Source organism: Streptomyces sp. NPDC058864 (genome assembly GCF_042742985.1).
Taxonomy (GTDB): Bacteria; Actinomycetota; Actinomycetes; order Streptomycetales; family Streptomycetaceae; genus Actinacidiphila.
Genome location: NZ_JBHYMQ010000012.1, coordinates 26,475 through 45,452, shown reverse-complemented (window position 1 = coordinate 45,452; position 18,978 = coordinate 26,475). Strand labels below are relative to the sequence as shown.

The 18,978-nt window shown below is 71.4% G+C and carries 22 protein-coding genes; 7 read left to right on the top strand and 15 right to left on the bottom strand.

The window, feature by feature from the left end:
* Nucleotides 1-50: 50 nt before the first annotated feature.
* From ACFW3D_RS12065 to ACFW3D_RS12050, 4 genes are all read right to left on the bottom strand, one after another.
* Complete coding sequence (locus tag ACFW3D_RS12065; protein WP_500503981.1) at nt 51-569, bottom strand: GNAT family N-acetyltransferase; 519 nt, start codon at nt 567-569, stop codon at nt 51-53.
* Nucleotides 570-725: 156 nt separating this feature from the next.
* Complete coding sequence (gene mqnE / locus ACFW3D_RS12060; protein WP_500504085.1) at nt 726-1,889, bottom strand: aminofutalosine synthase MqnE; 1,164 nt, start codon at nt 1,887-1,889, stop codon at nt 726-728.
* A 47-nt stretch (nt 1,890-1,936) separates the two neighbouring features.
* Entirely contained in the window at nt 1,937-2,392 is a 456-nt protein-coding gene (locus ACFW3D_RS12055; protein ID WP_500503980.1) for an Lrp/AsnC family transcriptional regulator, read from the bottom strand.
* A gap of 81 nt (nt 2,393-2,473) precedes the next feature.
* Nucleotides 2,474-3,163 (bottom strand): UbiX family flavin prenyltransferase, encoded by a 690-nt coding sequence (locus ACFW3D_RS12050; protein ID WP_500503979.1) that lies wholly within the window; start codon nt 3,161-3,163, stop codon nt 2,474-2,476.
* A 190-nt stretch (nt 3,164-3,353) separates the two neighbouring features.
* Here ACFW3D_RS12050 and ACFW3D_RS12045 point away from each other — a divergent pair, with 190 nt between their 5' ends.
* Together ACFW3D_RS12045 and ACFW3D_RS12040 are read left to right on the top strand one after the other, a co-directional pair.
* Nucleotides 3,354-3,998 carry a rhomboid family intramembrane serine protease gene (locus ACFW3D_RS12045; RefSeq protein WP_500503978.1) on the top strand — a complete coding sequence of 215 codons (645 nt, stop codon included), beginning with the start codon at nt 3,354-3,356 and terminating at the stop codon, nt 3,996-3,998.
* Between the two features lie 44 nt (nt 3,999-4,042).
* On the top strand, nt 4,043-4,645 hold the full coding sequence (locus ACFW3D_RS12040) for a DUF4870 domain-containing protein (RefSeq protein ID WP_500503977.1): 603 nt from the start codon (nt 4,043-4,045) through the stop codon (nt 4,643-4,645).
* A 27-nt stretch (nt 4,646-4,672) separates the two neighbouring features.
* Here ACFW3D_RS12040 and mqnP read toward each other — a convergent pair whose 3' ends face one another.
* Nucleotides 4,673-5,596, bottom strand: a complete 924-nt coding sequence (gene mqnP / locus ACFW3D_RS12035) for a menaquinone biosynthesis prenyltransferase MqnP (RefSeq protein WP_500503976.1) — start codon at nt 5,594-5,596, stop codon at nt 4,673-4,675.
* Complete coding sequence (locus ACFW3D_RS12030; RefSeq protein ID WP_500503975.1) at nt 5,593-7,044, bottom strand: menaquinone biosynthesis decarboxylase; 1,452 nt, start codon at nt 7,042-7,044, stop codon at nt 5,593-5,595. The genes mqnP and ACFW3D_RS12030 overlap by 4 nt, the downstream gene beginning before the upstream one ends.
* 88 nt (nt 7,045-7,132) lie before the next feature.
* Between ACFW3D_RS12030 and ACFW3D_RS12025 the strand changes: the two genes are divergently transcribed.
* Both ACFW3D_RS12025 and ACFW3D_RS12020 read left to right on the top strand, forming a co-directional pair.
* Complete coding sequence (locus ACFW3D_RS12025; protein ID WP_500503974.1) at nt 7,133-7,543, top strand: PLD nuclease N-terminal domain-containing protein; 411 nt, start codon at nt 7,133-7,135, stop codon at nt 7,541-7,543.
* A gap of 21 nt (nt 7,544-7,564) precedes the next feature.
* Nucleotides 7,565-8,011 carry a nucleoside deaminase gene (locus ACFW3D_RS12020; RefSeq protein ID WP_500503973.1) on the top strand — a complete coding sequence of 149 codons (447 nt, stop codon included), beginning with the start codon at nt 7,565-7,567 and terminating at the stop codon, nt 8,009-8,011.
* Between the two features lie 61 nt (nt 8,012-8,072).
* Here ACFW3D_RS12020 and ccsB read toward each other — a convergent pair whose 3' ends face one another.
* The 8 genes from ccsB to hemL all read right to left on the bottom strand — a co-directional run bounded on the left by ccsB (nt 8,073) and on the right by hemL (nt 16,400).
* A complete protein-coding gene (gene ccsB / locus ACFW3D_RS12015) occupies nt 8,073-9,152 on the bottom strand; it encodes a c-type cytochrome biogenesis protein CcsB (RefSeq protein ID WP_500503972.1) in 1,080 nt (359 codons plus the stop codon).
* Nucleotides 9,149-10,921, bottom strand: a complete 1,773-nt coding sequence (gene resB, locus ACFW3D_RS12010) for a cytochrome c biogenesis protein ResB (RefSeq protein WP_500503971.1) — start codon at nt 10,919-10,921, stop codon at nt 9,149-9,151. Before resB ends, ccsB begins: the two co-directional genes overlap by 4 nt.
* Before the next feature lie 3 nt (nt 10,922-10,924).
* Complete coding sequence (locus tag ACFW3D_RS12005) at nt 10,925-11,683, bottom strand: cytochrome c biogenesis CcdA family protein (protein WP_500503970.1); 759 nt, start codon at nt 11,681-11,683, stop codon at nt 10,925-10,927.
* Between the two features lies 1 nt (nt 11,684).
* Nucleotides 11,685-12,302 (bottom strand): TlpA family protein disulfide reductase, encoded by a 618-nt coding sequence (locus ACFW3D_RS12000; RefSeq protein WP_500503969.1) that lies wholly within the window; start codon nt 12,300-12,302, stop codon nt 11,685-11,687.
* Nucleotides 12,303-12,389: 87 nt separating this feature from the next.
* Nucleotides 12,390-12,815: a DJ-1/PfpI family protein gene (locus ACFW3D_RS11995; RefSeq protein WP_500503968.1), complete on the bottom strand. Its 426-nt coding sequence runs from the start codon at nt 12,813-12,815 to the stop codon at nt 12,390-12,392.
* A 46-nt stretch (nt 12,816-12,861) separates the two neighbouring features.
* Nucleotides 12,862-14,160, bottom strand: coding sequence for a polysaccharide deacetylase family protein (locus ACFW3D_RS11990; RefSeq protein WP_500503966.1), 1,299 nt, complete (start codon nt 14,158-14,160; stop codon nt 12,862-12,864).
* Nucleotides 14,161-14,415: 255 nt separating this feature from the next.
* Nucleotides 14,416-15,090 carry a histidine phosphatase family protein gene (locus tag ACFW3D_RS11985; protein WP_500503965.1) on the bottom strand — a complete coding sequence of 225 codons (675 nt, stop codon included), beginning with the start codon at nt 15,088-15,090 and terminating at the stop codon, nt 14,416-14,418.
* Nucleotides 15,087-16,400: a glutamate-1-semialdehyde 2,1-aminomutase gene (gene hemL / locus ACFW3D_RS11980; protein ID WP_500503964.1), complete on the bottom strand. Its 1,314-nt coding sequence runs from the start codon at nt 16,398-16,400 to the stop codon at nt 15,087-15,089. The genes ACFW3D_RS11985 and hemL overlap by 4 nt, the downstream gene beginning before the upstream one ends.
* Nucleotides 16,401-16,506: 106 nt before the next feature.
* Here hemL and ACFW3D_RS11975 point away from each other — a divergent pair, with 106 nt between their 5' ends.
* A complete protein-coding gene (locus ACFW3D_RS11975) occupies nt 16,507-17,085 on the top strand; it encodes a hypothetical protein (protein WP_500503963.1) in 579 nt (192 codons plus the stop codon).
* 32 nt (nt 17,086-17,117) lie between these two features.
* On the opposite strand, the gene ACFW3D_RS11970 is transcribed toward ACFW3D_RS11975, so the two are convergent.
* Complete coding sequence (locus tag ACFW3D_RS11970; protein WP_500503962.1) at nt 17,118-17,420, bottom strand: hypothetical protein; 303 nt, start codon at nt 17,418-17,420, stop codon at nt 17,118-17,120.
* 519 nt (nt 17,421-17,939) lie between these two features.
* Between ACFW3D_RS11970 and ACFW3D_RS11965 the strand changes: the two genes are divergently transcribed.
* Both ACFW3D_RS11965 and ACFW3D_RS11960 read left to right on the top strand, forming a co-directional pair.
* Nucleotides 17,940-18,170, top strand: a complete 231-nt coding sequence (locus ACFW3D_RS11965; RefSeq protein WP_500503961.1) for a hypothetical protein — start codon at nt 17,940-17,942, stop codon at nt 18,168-18,170.
* Between the two features lie 79 nt (nt 18,171-18,249).
* Entirely contained in the window at nt 18,250-18,978 is a 729-nt protein-coding gene (locus ACFW3D_RS11960; RefSeq protein ID WP_500503960.1) for a hypothetical protein, read from the top strand.

Sequence of the window (18,978 nt, the reverse complement as noted above, 5' to 3'; positions counted from 1 at the left end):
GCGGGACGTACCGGACGTACCCGTATCAGTGAAGCACGGGCCCGCGGCGGTCAGGTCAGCGGGAGCCACATCGTGATGTCGTCACGGTCGTCACCTGCGGCGACGCGTATCGCCGAGGGGACACGTCCGACCTCCTTGTAACCGGCCGAGGCGTAGAAGCGTTCCAGCCCCATGCCGCTGCGGCAGCTGAGCTTCAGCGCCTCCAGGCCGAGGTCGCGGCCGGCCAGCTCCGCCGCCCGCATCAGCTCCGCGCCGTGCCCGCGGCCCTGCAGGGAGGGGTCGACCATCACGGTGTACAGCCAGGCCCAGTGCTTCTTCAGGCGGTGGGTGTTGAAGGTGAGGAAGGTCGTGGCGGCGAGCCGGTCGCCGTCGAAACCGGCGACCATGTGCGCCCTGCCCTCGGACAGCGCCGAGTAATGCCGTTCGGCTTCCAGGGCGACGTCGGCCCGGCCCACGGGCGCGACGAAGCCGACGGCGCCGCCCGCGTTGGTGACGTCGGTCCACAGGGAGACGAGCTGTTCCCGCAGACCGGGGGTGAGCTCGGGGTCGAGGGTGAAGCGCAGTGCCATGGCGCACACCCTAGGCACCCGGGCTGACAGGGTTCGACGGGCGTCCGTCCGCCGGACGACATCGGGGTTAAGGCGAGACCACGGAGCGCCGGGTGCCCGCCGTCGCACGACGGCGGGCACCCGGACGCGGCCCCACGCCCGGTGACGCGCCCGGAATCACAGGCGCATCGGCTGCGGCGACTCGCGGCGCGCCGCGTCGGGGCCCGGGTACTCGCGGATGATCTCGTACCGGGTGTTGCGCTCGACCGGGCGGAAGCCCGCGTCCTGGATGAGCTCCAGCAGGTCGTCACGGGTGAGCTTGTTGGGCGTCCCGTAGTTGTCGGCGTCGTGCGTGATCTTGTACTCGACGACCGAGCCGTCCATGTCGTCCGCGCCGTGCTGCAGCGCCAGCTGGGCGGTCTGCACGCCGTGCATGACCCAGAACACCTTCACGTGCGGCACGTTGTCGAACAGCAGCCGGGAGACCGCGAAGGTCTTCAGCGCCTCGGCGCCGCTGGCCATCGTGGTCCGCGCCTGGAGGGTGTTGCGGACCTTGCCGTCCTTCAGGTCGACGAAGTCGTGCTGGTAGCGCAGCGGGATGAAGACCTGGAAGCCGCCCGTCTCGTCCTGCAGCTCGCGCAGCCGCAGCACGTGGTCCACCCGGTGCCGGGGCTCCTCGATGTGCCCGTACAGCATGGTGCACGGGGTCTTGAGGCCCTTCTCGTGCGCCAGGCGGTGGATGCGCGACCAGTCCTCCCAGTGGGTGCGGTGGTCGACGATGTGCTGCCGCACCTCCCAGTCGAAGATCTCGGCGCCGCCGCCGGTCAGCGACTCCAGTCCGGCCTCGATGAGCTCGTCCAGGATCTCGCTCGCGCTCAGCCCGGAGATCGTCTCGAAGTGGTGGATCTCGGTGGCGGTGAAGGCCTTCAGGGAGACGTCCGGCAGTGCCTCCTTGAGCGCCTTCAGCGAGCGCGGGTAGTAGCGCCACGGCAGCGTCGGGTGGAGGCCGTTGACGATGTGGAGCTCGGTGAGGTTGTCGCCCTCCATCTCCTTCGCCAGCCGGACGGCCTCCTCGATGCGCATCGTGTAGGCGTCCTTCTCCCCCGGCTTGCGCTGGAAGGAGCAGTACGCGCAGGAGGCGGTGCACACGTTGGTCATGTTGAGGTGGCGGTTGACGTTGAAGTGGACGACGTCGCCGTTCTTCCGCGTCCTCACGTGGTGGGCGAGACCGCCCAGCCAGGCGAGGTCGTCGGACTCGTAGAGGGCGATGCCGTCCTCGCGGGTCAGCCGCTCACCCGCGTAGACCTTCTCCTCCAGCTCGCGCTTGAGCCCCGCGTCCATCGCCCGCCTCGCCTTCACCATCCGAAATCGACCGTTCGACCTTACGCCTAGATGCTCTCGGGCAGTTCGCCGACCCGGTTCTCCCACTTCGTGGAGAGCACGATCGTGGTGCGGGTGCGGGAGACGCCCTTGGTGCCGGACAGCCGGCGGATGGTGTGCTCCAGCCCGTCCACGTCGGGCACGCGCACCTTGAGCATGTACGAGTCGTCGCCGGCGATGAACCAGCAGTCCTCGATCTCGTCCAGGTCGCGCAGCCGGGTGGCCACGTCCTCGTGGTCGGCGGCGTCACTGAGCTGCAGGCCCACCAGCGCCGTCACCCCGAGGCCGAGGGCGGCGGGATGGATCGTGGCGCGGTAGCCGGTGATCACCCCGGCCTGCTCCAGCCGGTTGATCCGGTCGGTGACGCTCGGTCCGGACAGGCCCACCAGCCGGCCCAGCTCGGCGTACGAGGCCCGGCCGTTCTCACGGAGGGCCTGGATGAGCTGCCTGTCCACCGCGTCCATCAGACTGGACCCCTTCATTCGTGCCGCGACTGCGCTGTCAGGACAAGAATCTAAGGCATGCACGGGGATGTGCCCTGCGCATCAATCCGCGGCCGCCCCGTCGACCCCGGCCCCGGCGGCACCCAGCTCGCCCTCCCAGCGGCGGTAGAGCTTGTGCGGGACCCCTACGGCGTCCAGCACCCGGCCGGCCACGAAGTCCACCAGGTCCTGGATGTCCCGGGCCCCCGCGTAGAAGGCGGGCGAGGCCGGCAGCACCACGGCGCCCGCCTCGTCGAGCGCGACCAGGTGCCGGAGCGTCTGGCCGCCCAGCGGCGCCTCCCGTACGGCGACCACCAGCGGGCGGCGCTCCTTGAGGGTGACGCTCGCCACCCGCTGCAGCAGGTCCTTGGAGAGCCCGAGGGCGACGCCCGCCACGCAGGCCGTGCTCGCCGGCACGATCAGCATCCCCTTGACCGGGTACGAGCCCGAGCTCGGCCCGGCCGCCAGGTCCCCGGCGGACCAGTACCGCACCCGGCCCAGGTCCGTCTCGAACCGGTCCGGGGTGCCGTCCGCGCCGCGGGCCAGCCAGCGGGCCAGGTCCTCGCGCCAGTGGGCGTCCCGGAAGGGCGCCCCGGTCTCGTCCAGGACGGTGAGCCGGGCGGCCCGGCTGACCACCAGGTCCACCGCCTCCCCGGCGTGCAGCAGCGCCCGCAGCACCGCCGCGGCGTACGGCGTCCCGGAGGCCCCGGAGACCCCGACCACCCACGGCGTCCCGCGCTCGCTGTCGTCCATGCCGCGAGCCTATCCGGACGCCGGTACGGCGCCGCCCTGCCCCCGGGACGTCACGTGCGGCCGCGACGCGGTCATGATGGGCGGAATGGACGAGTAGGCCCGGGAACCGCCACGGATGCCGTTGTCGTTGTCTACCGTGAGGGAAGCCCGGCCTGCCGGGCGGGCGGTGGACCACCACGAGGGGGGACGTGTGGCGTACGAACCCATCGCCGGGCGCGACGCCGGTGACGCGCGGCGGCGCGCCGGCCACGACGCCGTGCCGGGTCCGGGCGAGCGGGCGAAGACGGCCGCGGCGATCATGTTCATCTGGGTGGGGCTGCTCTGGCTGATCGAGTGCGTCGACGTGATGACCCATCACGCGCTCGACACCTTCGGGATCGCGCCGCGGCAGATCGGCGAGCTGCGCGACATCATCCCGGCCGCCTTCATCCACTTCGGCTTCGACCACGTCGCCGCCAACAGCCTGCCACTGCTGGTGCTGGGCTTCCTCGCGGCGCTGCGCGGCACCGGCCGTCTGCTGAGCGTGGTCTTCGTCATCGTCATGACGAGCGGCGGCGGGGTCTGGCTGGTGGCCCCGGAGCACACCAACACCGCCGGCGCCTCCGGCGTCGTCTTCGGCCTGTTCGGCTACCTGCTGGTGCGCGGCTTCGTGGACCGGCGCCTGATCGACATCGCGGTCGGCCTGGTCGTCGCGGTGGCGTACGGCTCGATCCTGTGGGGTGTCCTGCCCACCGCGCAGGGGGTCTCCTGGCAGGGCCACCTCTTCGGCCTCGTCGGCGGTGTCGTGGGCGCCTTCCTCTTCCGGGACCGCCCCGCCGACGGGCTGATCAGATGACGTCGTAGGATCCCGGGAACGAAGCGACGGGGGGGCGGTTCTCCATGACCGATTTCAGCAAGCACGAGGGCGTACCACCGCGGGACGCGGCACCGCCCGTGCCACCGCAGCAGGGCCCGGCACAGGGTCCCCACGCCATGCCGTCGCCGCCCCAGCCACCGCCGCCGTACGGCTACGGCTACGCGCACGGACCGCTGCCGTACCCGCCGCCGCCGGTGCGGCCGCCCACCACACCCGCCATGTGGGCCCACCTGGGCGCGCTGCTGACCCTGGTGGCGGGGAGCAGCGTCTGCTGCATCGGCTGGGCGCTGGCCTGGGTGGCCCCGCTGGTCATCCGCTCCAACCAGCACAACAAGCACGACCCCTTCATCCGGCACCACGCCGCCCAGGCGATCAACTACGGCATCACCACGGCCATCGTGGGCCTGCTCGCCGTGGCCGGTTACGTCGGCGGCCTGGTCAGCCTCGCCGCGTACGACGACGGCAGCCCGGGCTGGCTGCCCGTCGCGGCCTTCGGGCTGCTGGCCGTGGCCGGGCTGCACCTGCTGGCCGGGCTGATCCTCTGCATCATCGGCAGCACGAAGGCCAACGGCGGCCAGTGGTGGAACTACCCGAAGTTCTTCGCCCTGCCGTTCGTGCGCGGCTGAGCGGTCGCGGCCGGAGCGGCCCGGGCGTCAGACGCCCAGGCCGCGCACCGCGAGGTCCAGCAGGGCGCAGAGGAACAGCGCCATGCCGATGAAGCCGTTGACGGTGAAGAACGCCCGGTTGAGCCTGCTGAGGTCGCCGGGCTTCACGATGCTGTGCTCGTAGACGAAGGCGCCGCCCACGATCAGCATGCCGACCCACCAGAAGGCCCCGGCACCGACGGCCAGTCCGTACCAGACGAGCAGGACGGTCGTCACCACGTGGCTCACCCGTGCGCCGTACAGCGCGCCGTCGATGCCGAAGCGGGCCGGCACCGAGCGCACCCCGTGGGCGCGGTCGGCGGCGACGTCCTGGCAGGCGAAGATGAGGTCGAAGCCGCCGATCCACACGCCCACCGCGAGGCCGAGGATCACGGCGTCCCACGACCAGGAGCCGGAGACCGCCAGCCAGGCGCCGACCGGGCCCATGGCCTGGGCGAGGCCGAGGATGGCGTGCGGGTAGTCCGTGAACCGCTTGCCGTACGGGTAGACCACCATCGGGACCACCGCGACCGGCGCGAGCGCCAGGCACAGCGGGTTGAGCAGCGCGGCGGCGCCCAGGAAGAACACCATGGCGATCAGGGCGCCGGTCCACGCCGAGCGCACGGACACCGCGCCGGTGACCAGTTCGCGTCCCGCGGTGCGGGGATTGCGGGCGTCGATCTCGCGGTCGATGATCCGGTTGCAGGCCATCGCGAAGGTGCGCAGGCCCACCATGGCGACGGTGATCAGGAGGAGCTGCCACCAGTGGACGGACCGGTCCTCGGCGAACATCGCGCTGAGCGCGGCGATGTAGGCGAAGGGCAGGGCGAAGACCGAGTGCTCGATCATCACCAGCCGCAGGAACGCCCGGACCTTGCCGTCCGGGCGGGGAGAGGGCCCGAAGAGATCCGGCGTCGCTGATTCGGCGCTCACAGGCCGTACTCCTTCCAGCGTCGGTCGACCTTCGCGGCGGTCTCCGGGTCGGAGAGCACCATCTCGGGCCAGCCGCCGTCGCGGGTGTAGCCCTCCTCGGGCAGCTTCCGGGTCGCGTCGATGCCGGCCTTGCCGCCCCAGAACTGCTGGTACGAGGAGTGGTCGAGGTGGTCCACGGGACCCTCGACGACCGACAGGTCGCGGGCGTAGTCGGTGTTGCCCAGCGCCCGCCAGGCGACCTCGTGCAGGTCGTGCACGTCGCAGTCGGCGTCGACGACGACGATCAGCTTGGTCAGCGACATCATGTGCGCGCCCCAGATGGCGTGCATGACCTTCTGGGCGTGCTTGGGGTACTTCTTGTCGATCGAGACGATCGCGCAGTTGTGGAAGCCGCCCGCCTCCGGCAGGTGGTAGTCCACGATGTCCGGCACGATGACCTTCAGCAGCGGGAGGAAGAACCGCTCGGTGGCCCGGCCCAGCGGGCCGTCCTCGGTCGGCGGACGGCCCACCACGATGGACTGCAGCAGCGGCCGGCGGCGCATCGTCACGCAGTCGATGGTCAGCGCCGGGAAGGGCTCCTGCGGGGTGTAGAAGCCCGTGTGGTCGCCGAACGGCCCCTCGGGCAGCATCCTCCCGGGCTCCAGCCAGCCCTCTAGGACCACCTCGGCCTGGGCGGGCACCTGGAGCGGCACCGTCTTGCAGTCGACCATCTCGATGCGCCTGCCCCCGACGAAGCCGGCGAGGAGGTACTCGTCGATGTCGCCCGGCAGAGGCGCGGTGGAGGCGTACGTCACGGCGGGCGGGCAGCCGAACGCGATGGCCACCGGCAGCCGTTCGCCGCGCCGCTGGGCCACCTGGTAGTGGTTGCGGCTGTCCTTGTGGATCTGCCAGTGCATGCCGATGGTGCGGCGGTCGTGCCGCTGCAGCCGGTACAGGCCCAGGTTGCGGACGCCGGTCTCCGGGTCCTTGGTGTGCGTCAGGCCCAGGTTGAAGAAGGAGCCGCCGTCCTCGGGCCAGGTGAACAGCGCGGGCAGCGCGTCGAGGTCGACGTCGTCGCCGGTGAGCACGACCTCCTGGACGGGGGCGTCCTTCACCTTCTTCGGCGGCACGTGCGTCATCCCGGCGAGCTTGCCGAAGGCCTCGCGCACGCCGACGAAGCCGTGCGGCAGCTCCGGCTTGAGGAGCCCGCCGATGCGGTCGCCGATGTCGGCGTAGGACTTCAGGCCGAGCGCCTTCAGCAGCCGGCGGTCGGTGCCGTAGACGTTCATCGCCAGGGGCATCGAAGAACCCTTGACGTTCTCGAACAGCAGCGCCGGGCCGCCCGCCTTGTTGACGCGGTCGACGATCTCACCGACCTCCAGGTACGGGTCGACCTCGGCCTTGACGCGCCTCAGGTCACCCTCCTTCTCCAGGGCCCTCAGCAGCGAGCGAAGATCGTCGTAAGCCATGCGGTCCAGTATCCGGCACGGACTACCCTGTACCCGTCACCGGGGCCCTGCCGCGCCCCGCCGCCGCTGCCTGGGGGGCACTCCCGCGATGATCCGGTACATCCCGTTCCTGCTGGTGCTGGCGTTGTGGATCTACGCCTTCATCGACTGCCTCAACACGCCCGAGGAGCAGGTCCGCGGCCTCCCCAAGGTCGTCTGGGTCATCGTCATCCTGCTCTTCGGCGAGGTGCTGATCGGCCCCATCGCGTGGCTGGTGGCCGGCAAGCACCGCACCGCCCCGGCCGGCGGGAGCACGCCGGCGGAGTGGCACCGCAACCACCGCACGCAGTGGGTCGCGCCGGACGACAACCCGGAGTTCCTGCACTCGCTCCGCGAGGAGAACAAGAAGGACGAGCAGCTGCTGAAGAGCTGGGAGGCCGACCTGCGGCGCCGCGAGGAGGAGCTGCGGCAGCGCGAGAACGGCTCCGGCGACGGCCAGGACAACCAGCACCGCGGCTGATCCTGCGGGACACTGGGCGTCATGGACGACGCGCAGGCGATGCTGGCGACCGCCGTCGCGGAGGCCCGGGCGGGCCTCGCGGAGGGCGGGATCCCCATCGGGGCGGCCCTGTACGGCCCGGACGGCCGTACGGTGCTGGGCCGCGGCCACAACCGCCGTGTGCAGGACGGCGATCCGTCCGCGCACGGCGAGACGGCGGCCTTCCGCGCCGCCGGGCGGCAGCGCACCTACCGCGGCACGACGATGGTGACCACGCTGTCGCCGTGCTGGTACTGCAGCGGCCTGGTCCGGCAGTTCGGGATCTCCCGGGTCGTCATCGGCGAGGCCCGCACCTTCCACGGCGGCCACGACTGGCTGGCCGAGCACGGCGTGGAGATCGTCCTGCTGGACGACCCGGAGTGCGTCGCCCTGATGACGGAGTTCGTCGCGGCCCGTCCCGGGCTGTGGAACGAGGACATCGGCGCGTGATCCCCGCCGCCGGCCCCGGGCCCCGGCGCACCCGCGTCACGCCGGTGCGCCGGGGACGGGATCAGACGCCGGCGTAGGAGTGCTTGCCGGTGATGAAGATGTTCACGCCGTAGTAGTTGAACAGGAAGCAGGCGAAGGCGAGCAGCGCCAGGTAGGCGGCCTTGCGGCCCTTCCAGCCGGCGGTGGCCCGGGCGTGCAGGTAGGCCGCGTAGACCACCCAGGTGATGAAGGACCAGGTCTCCTTGGGGTCCCAGCCCCAGTAGCGGCCCCAGGCGGCCTCGGCCCAGATCGCGCCGGCGATGATCGTGAACGTCCACAGCGGGAAGACCATGGCGTTCACGCGGTACGCGAACTTGTCCAGGCTCGCGGCCGAGGGCAGGCGGTACATGATGCCCGCCCAGGTGCCCTCGGCCTTGCCCGCGGCGGTCAGGGCCGTCTCGTAGCGGTCCCGGAAGAGGTAGAGCAGCGTCGCGACCGCGCCCAGGTAGAACACCGCACCGGAGATGATCGCGCAGGAGACGTGGATCCACAGCCAGTAGGAGTGCAGGGCCGGGACCAGCTGGTCGCTGTCGGTGTAGAGCACGGAGACGGCGAGACCGAGGTCGAGCAGGACGGTCGTGGTGAGGAAGAGCCCGATCCAGCGGACCTTCTTGCCGAGCGCGAGCAGCACGACGTACGCCGTGACCGCGCAGGCGCCGAAGGTCGTCGAGAACTCGTACATGTTGCCCCAGGGGGCACGCTGCACCGAGACGGCCCGGGCCACGACACCACCCACGTGCAGCGCCCAGGCGAGCACGGTGAGGGAGATGGCGATACGGCCGTAGAGGTCGCCCTGCTCGGTACCGCCGGCCGCGCCGGGGCCGTCGGCGAAGCCGCGGTCACTGGCGCCGGCCCGGGTGACGACCTCGGGACGCGCCAGGGTGGCGGTGCCGCCGCCCTGCTTCACGGTCACGGTGACCGCGGGCGCGGACCCGGCGGCGGGGGCGAGCGCGGCGGAGGTCCTGGCGACCTTGCTGCGGCTGCCGAAGACCCACTCCGCGATGTACGCGAGGAAGGCCAGCGTGTAGACCGCCATCGCCGAGTAGATCAGCAGGTTGCTGATGTGGGCGACGTTCTCGTTGACCGCGGCAGCGATGGTCACGCGCGCGCTCCTTCGTCATGGGGCAGGGGTTCTTCTGGTGCTTCGGGTTCCGCCGCGGGCAGCGGAGGTGCCGTGACCGTGAGGTCGCCGGCGAGTTCGCCGAGTTCGTCGGCGATCCGCGCGGACTCGCTGCGGCCGAGTCCGGCCAGCTCGACGACGGTGGTCCCGTCGTCGCCGCGCACCGCGCGCACCCAGACCCGGCGGCGCTGGATGAACAGCGAGCCGGCCAGGCCGGCGATCGCGGACACGGCGCTGACCAGCGCCCAGCCGTTGCCGGCCTGGTGGGAGACCTGGAAGGTGGCCCAGGTCTTGACGCCGTCGAAGGTGAGCGAGCCGTCCCCGTCGGGCAGCTCGAGGGTCTCCCCCGGCTTCATCGCCTTGCTGACGATCTGGCCGTCGGCGTCCTTGAACTGCTTCATCTTGTCGGTGTCGAGCTGGTACACGTTCTGCGGCAGGCCGGCGTCGACACCCAGGTCGCCGTGGTACGCGGTGAGGATCAGCGCCGGGTAGTCCAGGGCCGGGAAGGACGAGTGCGGGCCCTGCTGCGCGTTGAGCGCGAAGGTCGGGGTGAACAGCCCCTGGAAGCCGTACTGGGTCTTCCGGTCTGCGTGGTCGCGGACGTCCATCGCCTTGATCACGCCCACCGAGGTCTGGTTGCCGTCCTGCGGCAGGAACGGGACCGGGCCCTGGAAGGCGACGTTGCCCTGGCCGTCCCTGACGGTGACGACGGGGGCGTAGCCGTGGCCGATCAGGTAGACCTTGGAGCTCCCCACCTCCAGCGGCTCGTTGACCTCGATGGCGGACTTCTTCTGCGCGCCGCCGGGGCTCGTCCAGTAGCGGATGTTGGCGCGGAAGGTGCGCGGGGTGCCCTTCTGGGGGCCGCTGCGCGCGTACGAGGCGGTGAAGCCGTCCAGCTTGAAGCCGAAGGTGTCCAGGTCGTCAGCGTTGTAGAAGGTGCCCGGCTTGAAGTCGTCGTACTGGGTGAGCGTGTTGTTGAAGCCGTCGCCCTCGACGATCAGCTTGCCGCCCTCGGCCTTGAACAGCCCGCCCACCGCGAAGGAGATCAGCAGCCCGAACAGGGCGACGTGGAACAGCAGGTTGCCCGCCTCGCGCAGGAAGCCCTTCTCCGACGCGACCGCCGTGCCGGCCACCTGGGTGCGGAAGCGGCGGCCGCGCAGCACGCGCTGCGCGGAGGCGAGCACGGCCTCCGGCTCGGCCTCGGTGCGCCAGGTCGCGTACGCCGGGAGCCGGGTCAGGTTGCGCGGCGCCGCCGGGGGCTTGGCGCGGAGCTGGCCGACGAACTGCCAGCTGCGCGGGACGATGCAGCCGGCGAGCGAGACGAACAGCAGGATGTAGATCGCCGAGAACCACACCGAGCTGTAGACGTTGAACAGCCCGAGCTTCTCGTACAGCGGCGCCACCGTGGTGTGGGCGTCCTTGAAGTTCTGCGCCTTGATCTCGTCGACGGCGGTCTGCGGCACCAGCGAACCGGGGACGGCGGCGAGCGACAGCAGGAAGAGCAGGATCAGCGCCACCCGCATCGAGGTGAGCTGACGCCACGTCCAGCGCACCCAGCCCCCGGCCTCGCGGCCGGTCCAGGCGAGCGCGCCGGCCGGGCCCGGCCGGCGGACGCCGCCGAAGGAGCCGGGGACGGCCTGACCCAGGTCCTCGACGGGCGCGGTCGACAGCTGTGCGCCCGCCGCGCCGAGGTCGGTACCGGTGTCATCCGCCGCGCCGGGGGGTGCCCCCGCGGTGTCTTTGGAGCTCATCGATCAGATCCCTGGAGTGAAGCCGTTCGACCAGATCTGCATCTGGTAGACGATGTGGTCCCACACGCCGGTGACGAGCAGCAGGCCGACGGCGACGAGCATGCCACCACCGAGGCGCATCACCCACACATAGTGGCGCTTGACCCAGCCGAAGGCGCCGAGGGCGCGGCGGAAGGCGATGGCGGCCAGTATGAACGGCAGGCCGAGTCCGAGGCAGTAGACGGCGGTGAGCAGAGCCCCGCGACCGGCACTGGCCTCGTTGAAGGCGAGGAAGTTGACGGCGCTCAGCGTCGGACCCAGGCACGGCGTCCAGCCGATGCCGAAGAGCACGCCGAGCAGCGGCGCCCCCGCCAGGCCCATCGTGGGCCTGCGGTGGAAGCGGAGCTCGCGCTGGGTGATGCCGCCGACCACCCCCATGAAGGCGAGCCCCAGGACGATGGTGAGCGCGCCGAGCACCCTGGTGATGACCGTCTTGTGCTCCAGCAGCGTCGTGCCGAAGTTGCCGAACAGCGCGCCGCCGGAGACGAAGACCGCGGTGAAGCCGAGGACGAACAGCGACGCGCCCGCGAACATCCGGCCGCGCCGGGCCTCGGCCAGGTCGGTGCCGGTGACGCCGGTCACGTACGACAGGTAGCCCGGGACGAGCGGCAGCACGCACGGCGAGAAGAACGAGACCAGGCCGCCCAGGAGCGCGACCGGCACGGCGGCGAGCAGGGCGCCGTTCACGACGGTCTGGTTGGCACCGGCGGCGAGTACGCTCACGTCACTTCTCCGCGATCACCGGGTCGAGGACCTCGTGCAGTTCGTCCGCGCCGAGTTCCTTCAGCGCGCGCACCGCGATCTTCCCCTGGCGGTCGATGATCAGCGTGGAAGGGATGGCCTGCGGGTTGACGCTGCCCTTGGGGAAGCGCAGCACCAGGTCGCCGGACGGGTCGTAGAAGCTCGGGAAGGGGATGGCGAACTCCTTCTCGAAGGCCTTCGCCTGGGCGGTCTGCAGGTCCCGGGTGTTGATGCCGAGGAACTGCACGCCCTGGGACTCGGTCTCCTTCGCCACCTTGGCCAGGTGCGGTGCCTCGGCCCGGCAGGGCGGGCACCACGAGCCCCAGATGTTGAGGACGACGACCTTGCCCTTGTAGTCGGCGAGGCTGAGCGGAGCGCCCTCGACGGACTTCCCGCTCAGCTGCGGGACGGCCACCCGGTGCCCCGGCTCGACCGTGGAGATCTCACCGGTGCCGCCGACGTAGTTCGTCCCCGAGCCGGTGCCGTTGGAGGACGCGGTGGAGGTCGAGCAGGCCGTGACGACCAGCGCGAACGTCGCTGCCCCGGCGAGTGCCGCGGCACCGCGGAGCGGACGGCGTCGGAGGGCGCGCGTAGGACTCATGTGAAAAGTTTCGCATGAGGCCGGAGGCGATCTTGCGCACCCCCGACACCTTTGCCGAAAGCGGCAAATGCCCCAAGTAAGCGACGGTTAATCGCGCCTTCCGGCCTGCTGCGCGAACTCGTCCGCCAGTGCGTCCCGGAAGGCCTTGAGATCACCGGGCCTACGGCTGCTGACCAGCACGTTGGGGCCGTCGCAGTCGACCACGACCTCCTGGCCGGTCCAGGCGCCGCCGGCGTCGGTGACGTCGGCGCACACGCCCGGCCAGGAGGTGAGGGTGCGTCCGTGCACGACACCGGCCTCCACGGGCAGCCACGGCGCGTGGCGGATCGCCGGGACCGGGCGGCCCTCGGCGAAGAAGTCCCTGGTGAAGCCGACGGCGTCCGGGTCCGTGCGCAGCATGTGGGGTTGGCGAGGCCGCCCGGGGAGCGCCAACGCGTCGAAGTCCGCGACGACCCCCTCCCCGAGCGTGTCGCCGGCGGGGAAGGCGCCGGCCCGGTCGACGTTCCCGTTCACCGGCTCGGCCTGCCCGTCCCCTTTCGGACGAAGCGGATGCATCGCCCTAGGAGTGGGTGGAGGGGGACATGGATGAGGAGGGGGACAAGGAGGAACGTTCCTGCGCGAGGAAACGGCGCCAGCCGCCCGCCGGACGCTGCCCCGGCCCGAGGGTGCGCAGCTTCGCCAGGACGGCGGGGTCCTGCGCGTCCAGCCAGTCCACGAACTGCCGGAACGACACCAGCCGCACGTCCCGGTGGTCGGCCATCCGCCGGAGCGCGTCCTCGACGGCGTCCATGTAGATCCCGCCGTTCCACTGTTCGAAGTGGTTGCCGATGAACAGCGGCGCGCGGTTGGTCTCGTACGCCCGGCGGAAGCCCGCCAGGTAGGCGTCGCGGGCCTGCCGCTGCCAGGCCGGGTAGTGGGCGGGGTTGCCGCGGGTGGAGTTCACCGACTGGTTGGCCAGCATGTTGTAGTCCATCGACAGCACCTCGAAGGAGCGACCGGGGAAGGGCAGCGCCTGCAGCGGCAGGTTCCACAGCCCGTGGCTCCTGCCCGGCCACACCTGCAGACCGCCCGGGGAACTGGCGTCGTAGCGCCAGCCGAGGCGGGCGGCGGTGGGCAGCAGCGAACGCTGGCCCAGCAGGCAGGGCGTACGGCCGCCGACCAGTTCCTTGCGGTAGTCGAAGGGCAGCGGGGGCAGGTCGGTGAACCCGGTGTGGGTGCGCCAGTTCTCGACGAAGCCGACGGCCTGTTCGATCTCGCTGCGCCAGTCGGCCGGGCTCCAGCGGCCCACCGAGCCGGATCCCGCGCAGAAGTGGCCGTTGAAGTGGGTGCCGATCTCGTGGCCCTCCAGCCAGGCCAGCCGCAGTTGCTGCAGGGTGGCGCGGACGTGGGCGTCGGTGAGGTAGCCGATGTCGGAGGCGCCGACGGGGTTGCGCGGCGGCTTGTAGAACCTCTTCTTCGACTCGGGGAGCAGGTAGACGCCGGAGAGGAAGAAGGTCATCTTCGCCCCGTGCTCGGCCGCGAGCTTCCGGAACCGCTCGAAGAGGCCGTTGTCGAGCTCCCCCGCCCCGTCCCAGGAGAAGATCACGAACTGCGGCGGCGTCTGCCCCGGTTCCAGGCGGTCCACCACGGGCTGGTGGGGCTGCGGCCCGGTGTCGGCCGTGGAGCCGTCACCTATCGTCCGCACCGATGGGGACGGGGAGGGCCGCACCTGCGGGCGGCTCGCGGACGGCGTCGCCGACGGCAGGGACCCCCCGCTCGTGTGCCGGCCGCCGGGGCTCTCCCCGGCACAGCCCGCCAGCCCGGCCGCGGCCGCTCCGGCCGCCAGGCCCAGCACTCCTCGTCGGCTGATGTCCCGCATTCCACGCCCCAATCCCCGTGTCGCCTCGGCCCCCCACCGCGCTAGATGCCGTCCACGTGCGGCGGGTTCCTTCCCGGGGTGCGGCAATTCACCGGGACGGGGCCCTGATCGGGCCACGCGGCGGGCAGCCGTCACAGGGCGTGCCGGAGCGCGCCGGTCTCCGTGACCGGCGCCCTCGTGAGAGACGGTCGCCGGGTCCTGTCGTCGGCGTGGCTCCCCCGGCCGGGCTCCGCGGCGGGGGGCTGACGGCAGGACCTACGCGCCGAAGCCCTTGCTGCCGCCCTTGACCGGCTTCGCCCCGGCCAGCAGGTGTGCCGGGACCAGGTCGCGGGCGGGCTCGGTGTAGCCGACCGAGACGATCCGGTCGTCCTCGAACGTGAAGGACGTCAGGCTCGCCAGGGTGCACTGCCGCTTGCGCGGGTCGTGCCACAGTCGCCGCTGCTCAATGGCGCTGCGCACGATCCAGATCGGCAGCTGGTGGCTCACGCAGACCGCCTCGTGGCCGCGGGCCGCGTCCCGGGCCGCCTCCAGCGCGGCCGTCATGCGGACGACCTGGTCCGCGTACGGCTCGCCCCAGCTCGGCCGGAACGGGTTGACCAGGTGCTTCCAGTTGGCCGGGCGCTTGAGCGCACCGTCCCCGACACCGAAGGTCTTGCCCTGGAAGACGTTGTCGGCCTCGATCAGCCGCTCGTCGCTCGCGATGTCCAGCCCGAGCACGGCGGCGATCGGCGTCGCGGTCTCCTGGGCGCGCTCCAGCGGGGAGGCGACGACATGGGTGATGTCGCGGCCCGTGAGGTGCTCGGCGACCCGGTCGGCCATCTTCCGCCCCAGGTCGGACAGGTGGTAGCCGGGCAGGCGCCCGTAGAGCACGCCGGTGGGGTTCTCCACCTCGCCGTGCCGCATCAGGTGGACGACGGTGATCTCGCTCATGCCGTGGCCTCCGCGGCGGCGCGGGCGGCGGCCGGCAGGGCCGCGGCGATGCGCTCGACGGCGGCGGAGTCGTGCGCCGACGAGACGAACCACGACTCGAACGCGGAGGGCGGCAGGTACACGCCCTGGGCGAGCATCGAGTGGAAGAAGGCGGTGAAGCGGAACGCCTCCTGCTTCCTCGCCTCGTCGTAGTTGCTCACCCGGTCCTCGGTGAAGAACACCGAGAACATGTTGCCCGCGGTCTGCAGGCCGTGCGCCACGCCCTCCTTGGAGAGCGCCTGCGTGACCAGCCCCGACACCTCGGCGGCGACGGAGTCCACCGTCTCGTACACCGCGTCGTCCAGCAGCCGCAGCTGGGCGAGACCCGCCGCGGTGGCCACCGGGTTACCGGAGAGCGTGCCCGCCTGGTAGACCGGGCCGGCGGGCGCGAGGTGCGCCATCACGTCGGCGCGGCCGCCGAACGCCGCGGCGGGGAAGCCGCCGCCCATCACCTTGCCGAAGGTCATCAGGTCGGGGCGGACGCCGTCGATGCCGTACCAGCCGGCCTTCGAGACGCGGAAGCCCGTCATGACCTCGTCGGAGACGTAGAGCGCGCCGTTCTCGCGGCAGAGGTCCGCCAGGCCCTGGTTGAAGCCCTCGGCGGGCGGCACGACGCCCATGTTGCCGGGCGACGCCTCGGTGATCACGCAGGCGATCTCGCCGGGGTGGGCGGCGAACGCGGCCCGCACGGACTCGAGGTCGTTGTACGGGAGCACGATCGTGTCGCCGGCCTGTGCGCCCGTCACCCCGGGGGTGTCGGGCAACCCGAACGTGGCAACCCCGGAACCCGCGGCGGCCAGCAGCGCGTCCACATGACCGTGGTAACACCCCGCGAACTTGATCACCTTGGCCCGGCCCGTGAACCCGCGCGCCAGCCGGATCGCCGACATCGTGGCCTCGGTGCCGGAGGAGACCAGCCGCACCTGCTCGACCGGCGCGACGCGCGCCACGATCTCCTCGGCCAGTTCCACCTCGCCCTCACCGGGCGTGCCGAAGGACGTACCCCGCGCAACCGCCGCCTGCACGGCGGCGATCACCTCGGGGTGGGCGTGGCCGAGGATCATCGGCCCCCAGGAGCAGACGAGGTCGACGTATTCGCGACCATCCGCGTCCTTCAGGTAGGGACCCGTTCCGGACACCATGAACCGGGGCGTACCGCCCACCGCACGAAAGGCGCGTACCGGGCTGTTCACCCCACCAGGGGTCACGGCGGCTGCTCGATCGAACAAGGTCTGAGAAACTGGCGCTTCGTAGGCGTACGGATAGCTCACAAGCACATGCTCTCAAATGCCGGGCGTTGCGCGACGAGGTATCGACCGTGCATCTGAGACGATGATCGGGTTGCGCGGTTGGGTCTGCGGATGGTCGGGTAGTGGAATGCAGCGCGGTGGCGAACGCGGTGACGCGGGCGGCGGGGCGGACGACCCCGACGCGGAGCACGCCCGCCCCACCGGTCGGCGCCGCCGGCCGCCGAAAGAGCGCGACAGGGCCGTTGAGAAAAGCGGGAGCAGGGGTGGCCGAGTGGGGGTGACCTACAAGTACTTCGGCGCACCCGATGGTGCGACCGCCGCTCGGGTCCCCATCTCGATGCGGCCCGAGGAACTCGGCGGTGACGAGCTGGGCCAGGGGATGTACACCAAGGTCAAGCCGGAGACGATGGCCGCGATGGTGCTGACCGGGATCGAGGGCATACCCCCGGCGAAGGTCCCGCCGCTGGAACTCGTCGTGCTCCATCCCGACTACGCCGTCGTCAAGCTGCCGCACTCCGTCGTCGAGCCGTTGCGCAAGGCCGACGAGGAGGCCCTCGGCGCCGCGGCGTTCATCTGGTCCACCGTTCCCGACCGCCGCGGTCCGCGGGACGCGTTCGTGATCTACAAGATGCTGCACGAGTGGCAGGACTTCGCCCAGCGCTGTCACGAGAGCGGGCACCAGCTGTACTGCCTGGTGTGGCCGTGACGGGCGCCGGGCGGATGCGGGTTCACTGACGGTTACAGGACCACCACGACGACGCCGTTGCCGTAGCCGTAGCCGTTGTCGTAGCCGCCGTAACCTCCGAAGCCGTAGCCGTAGCCGTAGCCGCAGTTGTTGTAGAAGTGGTGGTTGTAACGCCATCCGTAACCCCAGTCCCCGTAGCCCCGGCAGCCGTCCCCGTGGGCGACGACGGACTGGTGCGAGGCGGGGGCCGCCTGCTGCGGCGCGGCGCCGGCCGCGCCGGCTCCGACGAGGGCGAGGATCGGTGCCGCGAGTGCCGCTGCGGCGACGCGGCGGATGGTCGTGCTCTGGACGCGCATTGTCGTTCCCCTTCAAGGTGCGGAACGTCGGCGCCGGTCGTGTGCGACCGCGCGCTGGCCGCACCGGCCGATGCGCGTGGCACGGTGCGACGGGGGTGCGCCCGGACCTCGGGTGCGGACGCACCATCACAGAGGTGAAGTGTCGGACGGGATGCGGCTCATAGGAGTCGTCCTCTGACATGAACCTTAGGTTCCATTACTCCCCGCAGTCAATACATAGGGTGAAATCCCCTAATTTCGGACTCCATTCATGCGGTGGGAACTTCTCCGGTCACTGAATGTGACAAATCCGGTGACGGTGTGCCGCTCACCGGTCACACGGGGCGGCTCGCGCACGGACCGGCCGGGTCGCGCCGACGGCGGGGAGGGGCCGCGGCGGCCGCCACCCGCCGGCGCCCAACTCATCGGCACCGAAAGTCCGTTGCCCGAGCCGCCCGGACTGCGATCGCCGAGGGCGCTGCATACGGACATACTGGACTACCGGCACCACAAAGGGCATGACCACCCGGAGGCACCGCGATGCCCGTGTACGAGATGCGTGCGGAGTACGACACCGAGGACGGCGGCCCCGCGGGCGGCGACAGCCCGCTGCGGGCGTGGCACATGGTCGAGGACGGCGCCGTGACGGGGCTGTGCGGGCGGGAGCTCTCCCCCGCGGCGGCCGTACAGGCGGAGGACGTGTGGGGGACGCCGCAGGCGCAGCCGTTCTGCCACAGTTGCGGCGCGCTGTATCTGCGTCACACCGCCTGAGGCGGCGGAGGATAGCCGCTCGAACGCTTGTCCCGCATGCGGAACCGCGAGATTCCGGAGCGGGTGGAATCATGTGCGGATGCTGCTCACCGAGATCGACGCCGTCAATTGGAATGCCATTCCCTCGCCGCGGCCGCGCCCTCGGACCGCGGATGCCCGGGACGGCCTGAGGGCGCTGGCCGCCGCGCGGGACCTCGACTCGGTCGCCTCCGCCGTGACGGCCCTGACCAGCGGTTCCCTGCTCCGCGGGGGCAACGGCGAGACGCTCCCCGGTGCCGTGGTCGCGGCCCCTTTCCTGCTGGACATCGCCGAGCACGGCCATCCGCACGCACGGGAGTCCGCGGTCGTCCTCCTCGACCGCGCCATGCGGTCCGCCCCGCTCGCCGGTTTCAGCCGTTTCCGCACGGCGGCCGGACATGACGCGCCATTGTGCTGCGCGATAGCCGAACTCGTCCGCGACCGCGGGGATTCCCTGGCGGAATGCGGGAGGTCCGGGAAATACCTCCTCAAAGCGAGTGACGCCCATTGGCGTTTCGACATCCGCGAGGCCTCGGGCGCGTCCGGTGACGTCGTCGCCCTCGGCACCCTCCAGGGCGGCCTGCCCGCGCCGTCCTCCGCCGGCGAACTCCACCACCGCGGCTCCGTGACCGAGGTCGCCGCCGTGGGCGTCGAGTGCCCCCGCGTGGACGCCACCGAGGACGCGTGCCTGCGGCTGTCCGGCCTCGCGGCCGGTGCCGCCGACGACGGCGGCCTGACCGGCGCCGTGCTCTACCCGGCGACGGCGGCGTGCGGCGGCCATGGGCGGTGA

Coding starts and splice junctions, on each gene's coding strand:
- ACFW3D_RS11960 (WP_500503960.1), top strand. CDS start 18,250: ATGCTGCTCACCGAGATCGACGCCGTCAATTGGAATGCCATTCCCTCG.
- ACFW3D_RS12055 (WP_500503980.1), bottom strand. CDS start 2,392: ATGGACGCGGTGGACAGGCAGCTCATCCAGGCCCTCCGTGAGAACGGC.
- ACFW3D_RS11975 (WP_500503963.1), top strand. CDS start 16,507: ATGCAGCGCGGTGGCGAACGCGGTGACGCGGGCGGCGGGGCGGACGAC.
- ACFW3D_RS12025 (WP_500503974.1), top strand. CDS start 7,133: ATGATCCGGTACATCCCGTTCCTGCTGGTGCTGGCGTTGTGGATCTAC.
- ACFW3D_RS12000 (WP_500503969.1), bottom strand. CDS start 12,302: ATGAGTCCTACGCGCGCCCTCCGACGCCGTCCGCTCCGCGGTGCCGCG.
- ACFW3D_RS11970 (WP_500503962.1), bottom strand. CDS start 17,420: ATGCGCGTCCAGAGCACGACCATCCGCCGCGTCGCCGCAGCGGCACTC.
- ACFW3D_RS11990 (WP_500503966.1), bottom strand. CDS start 14,160: ATGCGGGACATCAGCCGACGAGGAGTGCTGGGCCTGGCGGCCGGAGCG.
- ACFW3D_RS12040 (WP_500503977.1), top strand. CDS start 4,043: ATGACCGATTTCAGCAAGCACGAGGGCGTACCACCGCGGGACGCGGCA.
- ACFW3D_RS12020 (WP_500503973.1), top strand. CDS start 7,565: ATGGACGACGCGCAGGCGATGCTGGCGACCGCCGTCGCGGAGGCCCGG.
- ACFW3D_RS11985 (WP_500503965.1), bottom strand. CDS start 15,090: ATGAGCGAGATCACCGTCGTCCACCTGATGCGGCACGGCGAGGTGGAG.
- ACFW3D_RS11965 (WP_500503961.1), top strand. CDS start 17,940: ATGCCCGTGTACGAGATGCGTGCGGAGTACGACACCGAGGACGGCGGC.
- mqnE (WP_500504085.1), bottom strand. CDS start 1,889: ATGGACGCGGGGCTCAAGCGCGAGCTGGAGGAGAAGGTCTACGCGGGT.
- ACFW3D_RS12050 (WP_500503979.1), bottom strand. CDS start 3,163: ATGGACGACAGCGAGCGCGGGACGCCGTGGGTGGTCGGGGTCTCCGGG.
- ACFW3D_RS12030 (WP_500503975.1), bottom strand. CDS start 7,044: ATGGCTTACGACGATCTTCGCTCGCTGCTGAGGGCCCTGGAGAAGGAG.
- resB (WP_500503971.1), bottom strand. CDS start 10,921: ATGAGCTCCAAAGACACCGCGGGGGCACCCCCCGGCGCGGCGGATGAC.
- ACFW3D_RS12065 (WP_500503981.1), bottom strand. CDS start 569: ATGGCACTGCGCTTCACCCTCGACCCCGAGCTCACCCCCGGTCTGCGG.